Here is an 11,940-nt window from a genome sequence, read left to right on the forward strand (position 1 = left end):
TTTTGTAAATTTGAATCTGAGCAGGTTTATCTTTAAAAAAATACACGATTAATTTCTATTCCTTACAAAACGTGAAGTTATTGTGTGTCGATAATCGTTTTAATAGCCCCATCAAGAAAGGGGAATTAAAACAATGAAGTCAGTGATTGCGGTTGACCTCGGTGCGTCTAGTGGACGTGTCATGGTTGGATATTTAAGCGAAGGAAAGCTTACTTTAGAAGAACTCCATCGTTTTAAAAATCATCAAGTTAAAGTGAACCAGCAGCTTTGCTGGGACCTTTATTCGATTTTAGAAGAAATCAAAATTGGCATTAATAAGGTATTGGATAAAAACATTCATGTTGCCTCGCTCGCGATTGATACTTGGGGCGTTGATTTTGTATTACTCGACCAATTTGGTCGTCATCTGGGGGAGTTTGTCAGCTATCGAGATCAGCGTACTCAAGGGATCCAAGAAAAATTAATTCGTGAGAGTGGCATTAGCCGACAGGATATCTACGGGATAACCGGCATTCAATTTTTGCCGTTTAATAGCATTAATCAGTTAAAAGCGATTACCGATAGCCAGCCAGAGTGGTTAGAGCAAGTGGATAGCTTGCTGTTTATACCAGATTACCTTAATTACAAGCTTTGCGGAGTGAAGCATTGTGAATACACCAATGCGTCTACCAGCCAGTTATTGGCTTGTGATGATCAGTCGTGGTCGCCTGCTTTAGTCGAAGCCTGTGGGGCAAAGCTCGACTGGTTTTTACCGCCAAGCCTGCCAAATCGTATGATTGGCCAATATCATTTGGGAAACATCAGCATCCCAGTTTGTTCCGTTGCTAGCCATGATACAGCCTCTGCGGTCGCGGCCACGCCTATTTTTGACCAGCATTGCGCTTATTTAAGTTCTGGTACCTGGTCCTTGTTGGGCATTGAAAGTGAGCAAGCTTATACCTGTAATAAAGCTTTCGCTTATAACTTAACCAATGAAGGTGGGGTGAATGGGCGTTACCGGGTTCTGAAGAACATTATGGGTTTGTGGCTGATCCAGCAGATTAAAGCGGAGAATCCATCTTTAGCTTTTAGTGATATTGCGGCGCTGGCAAAGATGGCCAAGCCTTTCGAATTTATCATCAACCCCAATGACGATGCCTTTTTAAACCCCGCGTCGATGACTAGCGCGATTAAAGCGTGGTTTAAGCAGCGCTCACAACCCTCTCCCGAAACGCTTGCTCAAGTGGTGCGCTGCATTTATGACAGCTTAGCCTTGGCCTACGCCAGCGTGTTGGGTCAGTTAGCTGAAGTTTCGGGTCGAAACCTGCAGGAGCTGCGTATTGTTGGCGGAGGAACGCAAGATCAATTCTTGAATCAACTGTGTGCCGATGTTTGTGAGATCAAGGTTTCGACCGAACCGACCGAAGCCTCGGCACTTGGCAACGTGGTGAATCAATTTATCGCTCTGGGTGTCATAGCCAATCTTGAACAGGCGCGCCAGCTGGTGCACCACTCTTCTGAAGTGAAAATCTTTGAACCACAGCCTATCGCTTCACTTCAAGCAATTAAAAATCAATATAAACAAATCATTAAGTAGGTACTGAAATGAGTAAAGAACAAGTTATTAGCGCTTATCACTATGCCAAAGAAGTATTTGAAAAACATGGGGTCGATACCGAGCATGCTTTGCAAGCTCTGAATGAAACTGCGATCTCCATCCACTGTTGGCAGGGGGATGATGTGCGCGGTTTTGAATCGCCTGATGTTGCGCTTAGTGGCGGGATACAGGCGACCGGAAACTATCCGGGTGCCGCAAAAACGCCCGCCGAGCTGCGCGCCGATATGGAGCAAGCATTTTCTCTCATTCCGGGTAAAAAACGGGTGAACTTACATGCGATTTATTTAGATACCGACCAGAAGGTAGAGCGAGATCAACTTAAACCTGAACATTTTGCGACTTGGGTTGAGTGGGCAAAACAGCAACATTTAGGCTTGGATTTTAATCCTACTCTGTTCTCTCATCCAAAGGCGGATGATGGCTTTACTTTGTCGCACCCAGATAAGGCGGTACGGGATTTTTGGATTGACCATGTGAAGGCTTGTCGCAAAATTTCTGAATACTTTGGCCGGGAGTTAGGCAGTCCTTCGGTGATGAATATTTGGATCCCCGATGGCATGAAAGATCAACCGATTGATCGTTTATCGCCTCGTCAGCGCTTGGCTGAATCCTTAGATTTAGCTTTGGTTGAAAAAATTGACGAGCAATATCATAAGGATGCGGTAGAAAGTAAGCTGTTTGGCATCGGTGCCGAGGCTTACACCGTGGGCAGTAATGAGTTCTATCTTGGCTATGCCGCTACCCGTAATATTGCACTTTGCCTTGATGCCGGCCATTTCCATCCCACTGAATGTATTAGTGATAAGATCAGTGCCTGCTCCATCTATATCCGCGATTTGTTACTGCATGTGACCCGTCCGATCCGTTGGGATTCGGATCACGTGGTGTCATTTGACGATGAAACTCAAGCCATTATGCGCGAAATCGTACGTAACAATTTAAATGACCGAGTCTCAATCGGCCTTGATTTCTTTGATGCTTCGATTAACCGCATTGCCGCCTGGGTCATTGGAACCCGTAACGCGCAAAAAGCCTTGCTCAAAGCGCTACTAGAGCCGGTCTCAAAATTAAAAGCGGCTGAGCAGAGTTACGATTATACCTCTCGCTTCGGCCTTATCGAAGAGGCGCATTCACTGCCTTGGCAAGCGGTATGGGATTACCACTGCTTACAGAGTGGTGTGCCAGTCGGCTTTGATTGGATCCACCAAGTAAAAGATTACGAAGCGACCGCTTTATTGGCGAGATAGCTTCACAGTAACGGCTTGCCGAAACTGTGATAATCGCGGCGAGCCAACAAACTCTTACTCTACAAAATAATTTAAAAGGAATAAAAATATGTCTGTAGTAGCAGGTATTGGCTGGCACTTGGTTGGAGCGGCATCCGCGGCGGCCTTTTACGCGCCCTATAAAAAAGTGAAGGGCTGGTCGTGGGAATTGATGTGGTCGATTGGCGGGCTATTTTCTTGGGTATTAATGCCGTGGTTAGTGACGTCGATGTTGGTGCCTAACTTCAGCGAATTTTACTCGCAGATCCCGATGTCGACCTTCGTGATGATGATGTTTTGTGGCGCGATGTGGGGGATCGGTAACATCACCTATGGTTTAACTATGCGCTATCTTGGTCTCTCCATGGGGATTGGTATTGCGATTGGTTTGAACCTTGCGGTTGGAACACTTCTCCCACCGATTATTCGCGGCGAACTGATGACTTTGGTCCACTCCGATGGGGGCAGTCTAACTTTTGTTGGTATTTTCATTGCGTTAATTGGTATTGCCATTGTCGCTTATGCCGGAAATGAGAAAGAGAAGGCGCTGGGCGAGAAAGCGGAAGAATTTAACCTCAAGAAAGGGGTGACCTTAGCGATTATTTGCGGCATTTTTTCTGCCGGATTTGCCTTCGGTTTAGAAGCGGCTGCACCGATTAAAGCTCAGTCAGCGGCTTTAGGGATTAATTACTTGTATGTGGCGATGCCCGCTTTCGGCTTCATCATGGGCGGTGGCGCGATCGTTAACTTCGGCTTTTGTTTGTATCACATCATTACCAATAAAGACATTTCAGTACGAGCCGACATGTCGCTAGGGAAAGGTTTGATGCTCCGCAACCTATTATTTACCGCGATGGGCGGGATCATGTGGTACCTGCAGTTCTTTTTCTATGGGTGGGGCGAAGCTTCAGTGCCAGAGCACCTTAGCTACATCAATTGGATGTTACACATGTCGGGCTATGTTCTGTTTGGCGGTGTGATTGGTTTAGTGATGGCCGAATGGAAAGGCGTTGGTACTCGTCCAGTACGGATCTTAATCCTTGGTTTATTGGTCATTACTGCCGCAGCGAACGTGGTTGGTTTAGGTATGGCGGCTTAAGGAGTGGAATCATGAAAAGAAAAACATTTGTGATGTACGTTAACCCAGCTTGCCACGACGAATATCAAAAACGGCATGATGAAATTTGGCCAGAGATGAAAACGCTGCTCAGTTCTCATGGGGTACACAATTATTCTATCCATTTACTGGCCGAGCAAAATTTATTGTTTGCTTATGCCGAAGTGGAGAGTGATGCGCAGTGGGATGCGATTGCTGATACCGAGATATGTAAAAAATGGTGGGTTTATATGAAGGATGTAATGCCTTCAAATCCAAACAACTCACCGGTTTCAAAATCACTCAAAGAGGTTTTTTATCTACAATGATTTCATTAAATGATGCTGTTAAAACTGAGATTGCCAAGGTAACGGAAGTATCGCAATACCTTTGGCAGCGCGAGTGGGCAGAGCGCAATGGCGGTAATATTTCCGTTGATCTAAGTGAGTTGATGGATGACGTGGTGTGTGATGCACCGATTAAACCGTTACCGGTTCAACTCCCTTTAGCCAGCGCCAATCGTATTTATTATGTAAAGGGGACAGGCCAACGAATTCGAGAATTACGCGACGCGGCATACGCTGGCTGCATATTGCGGATTAATGCCGACGCTAATGCTTACCAAATTCTTTGGGGGGGGAAGGCGAGCGAAGATTTTGCGCCCACTTCTGAGTTTATTAGCCACATTAAAATTTTGCTGGCTCAGCGAAACGCCAAGGTGCCACATCGAGCCGTTGTACATACCCATCCTTTGGAGTTGATTGCTTTGTCTCATCATCCCAAAATTGCTCAAAGCAGTGAATTATTCACTCACACCTGTTGGAAAATGTTACCCGAAGTGCGCGCCTTTGTACCACGGGGGATTGGTGTAGTGCCTTATTGCCTGCCATCGTCTGAGGAGATGGCCGATAAAACCTCCGATGTATTAATGACGCACGATGTCGCGATTTGGGAAAAACACGGCGCAACCGCCTCGGGCGGAGATGTATTACAGGCTTTTGATTCTATCGATGTCGCGAATAAGGGAGCCAAGCTGTATCTGATGTGTCTTGCCTCTGGTTATGAGCCGGATGGCGTCAGCCAAGAAAACATGGATATTTTAAAACGAGAATTTAATTTGTGAGGTCATGATGTCTGTATTTAAACTCGCGTTTCCTAAGATTAACTTTTCTGGCGTTGGTGCCATTGAAGCATTAATTGAACGTTTATTGCTTGAGCACCAAGGCGACGCAGGCCTGTTAATTTGCGACCCGGCAATGGTCAAGCTCGGTTTTAGCAATAAGCTATTACTTAGTGAACTCAACTTGACGTTGTTCTCAGCGGTGCGGCCGAATCCCGACACCAATACGGTGAATAGCGCTTTTGATCTGTTCGTTAGCAGCGGTGCCAAATACTTAATTGGTTTTGGGGGCGGTAGTGCTATCGACACCGCCAAAGCGGTAAGAATTTTGTCGGCTAACCCTGGGCCTATTGCTAAATATAATGGGGTCGAACAAGTTGCTCAGTTAGGTGTGCCACTATATGCCATAAATACCACTGCAGGCACCGCCGCTGAAGTGACCAGTAATGCGGTGATTACCGATACCGAGACACATGTGAAGCATGTTCTTATCTCGGATAAAATCATTCCTGATGTTTCGGTGAATGATCCCTCGGTGATGTTGGGGATCCCTAGCGCCATTACTGCTGCAACGGGTATCGATGCCTTGACCCATGCCATTGAATCTTATGTGTCGCAGGGGGCGCATAAGCTAACCGACTACATTTCACTAGAAGCGATTAAAACCATTGCTGAATATCTGCCACAAGCAGTCGATGATGGCAGTCGTATAGAAGCCCGAGAAATGATGGCCTATGGGCAGTTTATTGCAGGTTTATCTTTTAATAGTGCGGGATTGGGGATGGTGCATGCTATGGCTCACCCTGCAGGTGCGCAGAAAGATCTCCCCCATGGTGTTTGTAACGCCATATTGTTGCCAATTGTTAGCGAATTCAACCGCCCGTATCGGGTTGAAAAATTCGCAAAAATAGCTCAAGCCTTAGGGTTGGATACTTCTGAACTCAGCCCCGAACAAGCCAGTTTTGCTGCAATTCAAGGGCTTAAAGACTTGAATCGCAGAGTTGGGATCCCGAGTGGATTTGCTGAACTGGGAGTGAGTGCGCAAGATACCCTCGCATGGGTTGACGATGCACTGGCAGATCCTTGTGCGGGCGGGAATCCACAGCCGATGACTCGGGAGCAAGTGGTGGCCTTATATCAACAATCCTTATAGATAGTTGGGCTGAGAGCCTGCTCTCAGCTTTTTAATTGGGATTGTCTGATAATCATTCAAAATGACGGGGGAAGCGAATGTTACATCTAAAATCAGAAGAATTTGTTGGAACAAAATCTAGTATTAAGGTGTTGAATCGTGACCCTCAATTTGATTACCCAGAACACTGTCACGACTTTTCTGAGCTTATTTTAGTCAGTGCTGGTAGTGGTGTACATATTGTAAATGGCTTGCAGAAAGTGGTGTTGCCAAATACTTTGGCTTGCGTCAGCGACAATGATTACCATCAGTACGTGGATAATCGTGATGTCACCTTGGTCAATATTCTCTATAACAAACATCAGCTCAATCTAAGTCCTAAAGCAGTGAATGTGATTAAACATTTAGAGGATGGTGCGACCAATCTATTAATCACCGAAGACTCATTTGAGCCTATTTTGGCAATAGCGGATAATATGCGTATTGAGCAGCAACGCGAGTATAAACATTCTGAGGTGATGGTGTCGTTAATGTTTGAGCAGTTGTTGTTGACGATAGATCGTTTGAACATGACTCAGATTGATAATTCCCCCTTAATGAATGCCATTGTTTTTCTGATTAATAATTATAGAGAACAGGATCTTTCGGTGCAGCAGATCTGTGATTCTTTTCAGGTCAGTTCACGAGCCTTAAGCAATAAGATATCGCAGCTTACAGGCTCTTCGACCAATAAGTTTTTGAACCAATTACGAATTAGAAAAGCGATGACTTTAATCGAAACGGGTCTTTCAATTACTGATGTTGCTTATCGGGTGGGTTATAACGATAGTAATTACTTCAGTACCAAGTTTAAATGCATTACTGGTCAAAGCCCGAGCGCCTATAAAAGCCATACACTTTAACCACTTAGAGAACTGACAATATTTTACTCCTCGCTGTTAAACATCATTTGCTCGCGATCTGTTTACAGTAACGTTTGGGTGTGATTTTAGCGATTTGTGCAAATTCTCTGGTCATATGAGATTGATCTGAAAATCCATAATCCAATGCCAATGTGACTAAGTTGCTATTAGGTTTGTGTTTGAGATGTTCGATGGTTTTTTTGACCCGCAATATTCTTTGGCATTGTTTGGGGCTTATACCTACCCATTTTTGAAATTGACGCTCGATTTGACGCTGACTCAGTGGCATACCACTCTTCGAGAGCTGGTTATTGTTGGCGTTCTGAATCACCTGCAAACAGCGCAATACTGAGGCTGGAATGCATTGGCAAATATCAACGGTATTATTCAACCATTTATAGAGTGCTGTAATTCGAGCTTGGTGATGAGGCGTATACTGCAGGCGGTTTGCCATTCGCTGCAGCCAGCGTTGCTGTTTATTATCTTGCTGTGCTACCGATTGCTCGAATTGAGTGCGTAATATATCGACACTAATACCAGGCTGAAAACGAACTCCCGCGACTTGAGTCCCCGAAGAGAGCATTATGGTGTGTGCTTGTTTGCTTATCGGTAGCAGCAGCGCCTGTGCCGAATATGGAATGCCATCAAATTCAACACTTCCAGCTAAAATAAACATGATGCCGCTACAAGCATCAGCTTGTAGCCACTTTGTCATGTTCTTCCCTGGAGTGGCCGGAACCGAGGCTGACCAGATCCCTTGAACATAGTGCGCTAAGCTCCCTTTTGGTTGAAACAACCTGAAATCAAAGGGAGACTCAGCAGATCGGAGCGCTTGATTAGTTTGGTTGATAATTCCCTACCTCGGGTTTAAAGGTTTTGGAGATCCGATTCCAACTATTAATCGCATTCACCGCGATTGTCAAATCAACCAAACTTTGTTCGCCAAACATTGCTAGAGCCTGTTTATAGGCGGCTTCTGTGACGGGTCGATTTGATGTGATCAATTCCGCCCATTGTAATGCCGCACGTTCAAGTTCGGAATATAAGGGCATATCCATCCAGGCACTTAAGCCATATATCCGCTCTGGGCGTTCTCCCAATTTAAGGGCGTCTTTGCTATGCATATCAATACAGAAGGCACATTGGTTGATTTGTGAAACCCTTAGTTTCAGCAATTCCCAAGTGGTGATATTCACCGAATTGGAGTGACTAAATTGCTGGTGAAGATAGTTTTCTTGTTCGAGCAATATCTGCATTGCCTGAGGTGAGCTTGAAAAATAGTTTAATCGCTTAGTCATCGTTTTTTCTCCATGTTGAGTGTTGAAAATAACCGATAGCTTTCAATGTTTATTGAATATTTGCGACATGTTGCGATTGATCTGCAAGCAGGCTGATGTGGCATTGGTAAGGGGAGTGTCAAGCGTGAGCATTTGGTCTGCTTCGCAGTATGCGTGAAACAGCAGATGCTTCGTAAACACTTGGTCGAACATATACGCTTAACGATTTGCCTCAAGCATTTCTATCACAGTGATTAGCGCTTTCAGCAATATGGGAGAAGGCGCTGAAGCGATCACTTGGAGCAAGATGCCCCTCCAGGTTGATCGATAAGCCGCTTACTCCAGTGTTAGCTGCATATCGTCGTGACCCACTTGGACATTGCTGGGCAACTCGCCGCTGTATTGGTGTAGAAAACTGTCTAATTCGTGTCCGATATGACTAAGCACCCACTGAGTGTCGGGCATGGCGTGGGCGAACTCAAATACATCGTAGAGATTATTGTGGTTGGGGGAGTGTTGCAGTGGTGAATAGCTACAATCGATCACGACATAATCGGGCTGATGTCGCAGCAGTTGTTGCCAGCTTGGATCGGGGATCCCTGCGGTATCGGTTAGATAGGCAATCTGTCCTTGAGCACTGCTAAACAAATAGCCCAAGGTTGGTTTTGAATGGTTAAGGCTGAGCGGCATAATCTCGATGTCAGCCAACTGAAATCGAGAATAAGCTTTGTTCGCTTGCTGAAAATCGAGGATGCCTGGGTGTTTGAATAAATCATCGCAACCATTGGGGTCGTTCGGTTGATAAATTGGGATGGGGTCGGCAATTCCCCAGCGTAAATCAAACAGCGCTTGCACATGATCCATATGATAGTGGGTCAGGAGAATGGCATCGATAGAGTTAGCGGGAAAACGGCTTTGTAGTTGTGGATGATTGGCATCGATGAGTAAACACTTACCATTGACTTCTAATACCGCTGAACTGAGTTGACGGCTTAAGCTGGGATTTTTTTGAGCGCGCTTACAGGCGATACAATCACAGCCGTAAAGTGGCGCCGCTTGGACGTTGCCAGTGCCTAATAAGGTGAGTTTCATGTGATATATAACTCGCTAGTTTGGGTATCGATATACTTGAGTAATTTCTTCACGGTGACGGCTAAACTGCGGTTGTTATCTAGTCGCCAGAATTCTTGTTGTAGATTGGTTTGATATTGCTGGTTACGCCGCAGCCGAGCAGTAATTGAATGTTCTTGTTCTCGGCCCCGTTTGCGTAAACGTTCGGCTAATACATCTTGTTCTACCTCTAGGACAATCACTCTTAAACGTTCTCCGAATAAGTCTCTGGCGAGGTCTATTTGTTGACGTGAGCCATTGAATAATACCGAAAACCCCATACTGAGCCAGGTGTTTACTTCGTTTCCCACGGCGTAATGGCAGCCATTGGCTTGCCAGTCCATGGCAAATAAGCCGCTACGTTTGCGGTGGGTATATTCCGGTAAACTTAAGGCGATGTGGTTTTCACCGCCGCTATCTGCTGCTCGGGTGATGTAGCGGTGAGCAATCAGTAAGTTACTATCGGCTTTTAATTGCTCCCGCAAACCATCTATGATGCTGTCTTTACCTGAACCAGAGGGGCCAACTAAATAAAACAACTTGGCTTCACCGACGATGACTTCATTACTTAATGAGCTATTAGATATCAAAATACTCGCTCTCCTTCACGCCATACTTGTAGGACGCGTAAGCGGTCTTGGCTGGGCTTGGCTAAGACCAGATCTGCACGTTTATTTTCATGAATACTTCCTCGGTCATCCATACCGAGGGTTTGTGCAGGCTTAAGGCTCACCATTTGAATGGCTTCACATAGGTTATAGTGGTTGTTGTCCATCTTCGCAACCTGATAGGCTGCATCCAACATACTGGCAGGGTAGTAGTCCGAGGATAGGATATTTAATACGCCTTCACTGGCTAATTCGGCCGCCGCCACATTACCTGAGTGTGAACCGCCTCGCACGATATTCGGCGCGCCCATCATCACTTGTAAACCCGCTTGACGTGAGGCCTGCGCTGCGGCAACGGTGGTTGGAAATTCGGCGATTGCACAGCCTAAGGCGGCTGATTCCAGCACATGCTCTACGGTGGCATCGTCATGGCTGGCTAAAGTAATACCGCGCTCGCGTGCTGCGGCTGCGATGTGTTTGCGGTTGGCATCGGACCAGCGCAATGAGGCTTCTGTTTGCTCTGCTTCAAAGCGCGCCATGGCTGGTTCGTTTAAGCCATATTTACCCATGTAATAGGTACGATATTTTTCGCTATCGATAAATTGGCGTTGTCCGGGCGTATGATCCATCAACGAGACCATGGCGACCGGCCCTTGCTCAACCAAGGTTTCGAAAATGTTGGCGGTATCGGCATTGGGGAGTTCACAGCGCAAATGCAGAAAATGTTCGGCTCGATTTTCACCGCGTTGTTGAGAATCGACAATGGTATGCAGCATGCGCTCTAGATTCGCTAAGCGGGTGCCGTGGTCGTTAATATAGCCCAATGCAATCGCGTCAAGTACTGTGGTGATACCACTGGAAACCATCAGGGCATCGTGACTTGCCATGGCTGAACCTGCAGGCCAATTCACCTTCGGTCGCGGCGTAAAAAATTTTTCCAGATTGTCGGTATGTAATTCGATTAAACCCGGCAAAAGATAGGCGCCGTCGCCGTCAATCGCACTGCAGTGTTGGCTTCGCGTGTCACTGAGTGCGATGATCCGGCCATCTTTTACTTCTAGCGAGCCCTTCACGACTTCATGTTCCAAAATCATATTTACGTTGGTAATGATCATTTTATTATCCTGCTAACGAAGGGCTGGTTTGCATTGGGTGTAGGCGGTCGGCGACGAGGTCGCGAACCCAGTTGTCGTGAAAGATACCAACGATGGCTGCCCCACGTTGTTTGGCGGCTAAGATCAATGTCACCACTTGTTGGGCATTCACTTTATCTAGCGAGGCGGTGGGTTCATCGAGTAATAAAATTGGATAGTCGAGGGCAAAGCCGCGGGCAATATTGACCCGCTGCTGTTCACCGCCAGAGAACGTTGCTGGGGCTAAGTGCCATAGTCGTTCGGGGACATTCAATTGGCTTAATAGGGTTTGTGCCTTGGAGCGGGCCAATGATTCACTGATGCCATTCTCGAGCATGGGCTGCATGACGATATTCAGAGCCGAGAGGCGAGGGATCACCCGTAAAAATTGACTGACCCAGCCAATGGTATGGCGGCGCAATTCGATGATTTGGCGCGGTTGGGCTTGCGCCATATCTAACCAGTGTTCACCCTGGCGGATCAGTAATTGGCCTTGGTCAACCTGATAGTTGCCGTATAGCGAACGCAGCAGACTGGATTTTCCTGAGCCAGAGCTACCGTTAAGAACTAAACATTCACCGCCATATATTTCCAGATTTTGCTGGCATAGTACCGGTAGGCGAGCCGCACCTTGGTTATGTAACACAAAGGTTTTATCGATGTTTTTGGCTATCATAAGCGCTTGCATGGTGACTCCTCA

At 46.3% G+C, this 11,940-nt stretch carries 13 protein-coding genes; 7 read left to right on the forward strand and 6 right to left on the reverse strand.

Annotation, left to right across the window (positions count from 1 at the left end):
- Positions 1–133 precede the first annotated feature (133 nt).
- From rhaB to ACRRSW_RS06855, 7 genes are all read left to right on the forward strand, one after another.
- On the forward strand, positions 134–1,576 hold the full coding sequence (gene rhaB, locus ACRRSW_RS06825) for a rhamnulokinase (protein WP_432453956.1): 1,443 nt from the start codon (positions 134–136) through the stop codon (positions 1,574–1,576).
- A gap of 8 nt (positions 1,577–1,584) precedes the next feature.
- On the forward strand, positions 1,585–2,844 hold the full coding sequence (locus tag ACRRSW_RS06830; RefSeq protein WP_432453955.1) for an L-rhamnose isomerase: 1,260 nt from the start codon (positions 1,585–1,587) through the stop codon (positions 2,842–2,844).
- A gap of 88 nt (positions 2,845–2,932) precedes the next feature.
- Positions 2,933–3,961 (forward strand): L-rhamnose/proton symporter RhaT, encoded by a 1,029-nt coding sequence (locus ACRRSW_RS06835; protein ID WP_432453954.1) that lies wholly within the window; start codon positions 2,933–2,935, stop codon positions 3,959–3,961.
- An 11-nt stretch (positions 3,962–3,972) separates the two neighbouring features.
- On the forward strand, positions 3,973–4,287 hold the full coding sequence (gene rhaM / locus ACRRSW_RS06840) for an L-rhamnose mutarotase (protein ID WP_432458959.1): 315 nt from the start codon (positions 3,973–3,975) through the stop codon (positions 4,285–4,287).
- Positions 4,284–5,081 carry a rhamnulose-1-phosphate aldolase gene (gene rhaD, locus ACRRSW_RS06845; protein ID WP_432453952.1) on the forward strand — a complete coding sequence of 266 codons (798 nt, stop codon included), beginning with the start codon at positions 4,284–4,286 and terminating at the stop codon, positions 5,079–5,081. The genes rhaM and rhaD overlap by 4 nt, the downstream gene beginning before the upstream one ends.
- A gap of 4 nt (positions 5,082–5,085) precedes the next feature.
- Positions 5,086–6,231, forward strand: coding sequence for an iron-containing alcohol dehydrogenase (locus tag ACRRSW_RS06850; protein ID WP_432453951.1), 1,146 nt, complete (start codon positions 5,086–5,088; stop codon positions 6,229–6,231).
- 77 nt (positions 6,232–6,308) lie between these two features.
- The gene (locus ACRRSW_RS06855) at positions 6,309–7,112 is read left to right on the forward strand and encodes a helix-turn-helix domain-containing protein (RefSeq protein WP_432453950.1); all 804 of its coding nucleotides are present in this window, start codon (positions 6,309–6,311) and stop codon (positions 7,110–7,112) included.
- 43 nt (positions 7,113–7,155) lie between these two features.
- Here ACRRSW_RS06855 and ACRRSW_RS06860 read toward each other — a convergent pair whose 3' ends face one another.
- From ACRRSW_RS06860 to phnL, 6 genes are all read right to left on the reverse strand, one after another.
- The gene (locus ACRRSW_RS06860; protein ID WP_432458960.1) at positions 7,156–7,908 is read right to left on the reverse strand and encodes a helix-turn-helix domain-containing protein; all 753 of its coding nucleotides are present in this window, start codon (positions 7,906–7,908) and stop codon (positions 7,156–7,158) included.
- A gap of 40 nt (positions 7,909–7,948) precedes the next feature.
- Positions 7,949–8,410 (reverse strand): carboxymuconolactone decarboxylase family protein, encoded by a 462-nt coding sequence (locus ACRRSW_RS06865; RefSeq protein WP_432453948.1) that lies wholly within the window; start codon positions 8,408–8,410, stop codon positions 7,949–7,951.
- Positions 8,411–8,725: 315 nt separating this feature from the next.
- Positions 8,726–9,481 carry a phosphonate metabolism protein PhnP gene (gene phnP, locus ACRRSW_RS06870; RefSeq protein WP_432458961.1) on the reverse strand — a complete coding sequence of 252 codons (756 nt, stop codon included), beginning with the start codon at positions 9,479–9,481 and terminating at the stop codon, positions 8,726–8,728.
- On the reverse strand, positions 9,478–10,089 hold the full coding sequence (phnN, locus tag ACRRSW_RS06875) for a ribose 1,5-bisphosphokinase (RefSeq protein ID WP_432453946.1): 612 nt from the start codon (positions 10,087–10,089) through the stop codon (positions 9,478–9,480). Before phnN ends, phnP begins: the two co-directional genes overlap by 4 nt.
- Positions 10,086–11,222 (reverse strand): alpha-D-ribose 1-methylphosphonate 5-triphosphate diphosphatase, encoded by a 1,137-nt coding sequence (gene phnM / locus ACRRSW_RS06880; protein WP_432458962.1) that lies wholly within the window; start codon positions 11,220–11,222, stop codon positions 10,086–10,088. Before phnM ends, phnN begins: the two co-directional genes overlap by 4 nt.
- Before the next feature lie 4 nt (positions 11,223–11,226).
- On the reverse strand, positions 11,227–11,928 hold the full coding sequence (gene phnL / locus ACRRSW_RS06885) for a phosphonate C-P lyase system protein PhnL (protein WP_432458963.1): 702 nt from the start codon (positions 11,926–11,928) through the stop codon (positions 11,227–11,229).
- Positions 11,929–11,940 lie beyond the last annotated feature (12 nt).

The sequence above is a fragment of the Agarivorans sp. QJM3NY_25 genome, assembly GCF_050870875.2.
Taxonomy (GTDB): domain Bacteria; phylum Pseudomonadota; class Gammaproteobacteria; order Enterobacterales; family Celerinatantimonadaceae; genus Agarivorans.

Excerpts from the sequence above, each read along its gene's own strand:
- ACRRSW_RS06865 (WP_432453948.1), bottom strand. The coding sequence starts at position 8,410 with ATGACTAAGCGATTAAACTATTTTTCAAGCTCACCTCAGGCAATGCAG.
- rhaB (WP_432453956.1), top strand. The coding sequence starts at position 134 with ATGAAGTCAGTGATTGCGGTTGACCTCGGTGCGTCTAGTGGACGTGTC.
- ACRRSW_RS06850 (WP_432453951.1), top strand. The coding sequence starts at position 5,086 with ATGATGTCTGTATTTAAACTCGCGTTTCCTAAGATTAACTTTTCTGGC.
- ACRRSW_RS06855 (WP_432453950.1), top strand. The coding sequence starts at position 6,309 with ATGTTACATCTAAAATCAGAAGAATTTGTTGGAACAAAATCTAGTATT.
- rhaM (WP_432458959.1), top strand. The coding sequence starts at position 3,973 with ATGAAAAGAAAAACATTTGTGATGTACGTTAACCCAGCTTGCCACGAC.
- ACRRSW_RS06835 (WP_432453954.1), top strand. The coding sequence starts at position 2,933 with ATGTCTGTAGTAGCAGGTATTGGCTGGCACTTGGTTGGAGCGGCATCC.
- phnP (WP_432458961.1), bottom strand. The coding sequence starts at position 9,481 with ATGAAACTCACCTTATTAGGCACTGGCAACGTCCAAGCGGCGCCACTT.
- rhaD (WP_432453952.1), top strand. The coding sequence starts at position 4,284 with ATGATTTCATTAAATGATGCTGTTAAAACTGAGATTGCCAAGGTAACG.
- phnM (WP_432458962.1), bottom strand. The coding sequence starts at position 11,222 with ATGATCATTACCAACGTAAATATGATTTTGGAACATGAAGTCGTGAAG.
- ACRRSW_RS06830 (WP_432453955.1), top strand. The coding sequence starts at position 1,585 with ATGAGTAAAGAACAAGTTATTAGCGCTTATCACTATGCCAAAGAAGTA.
- phnL (WP_432458963.1), bottom strand. The coding sequence starts at position 11,928 with ATGCAAGCGCTTATGATAGCCAAAAACATCGATAAAACCTTTGTGTTA.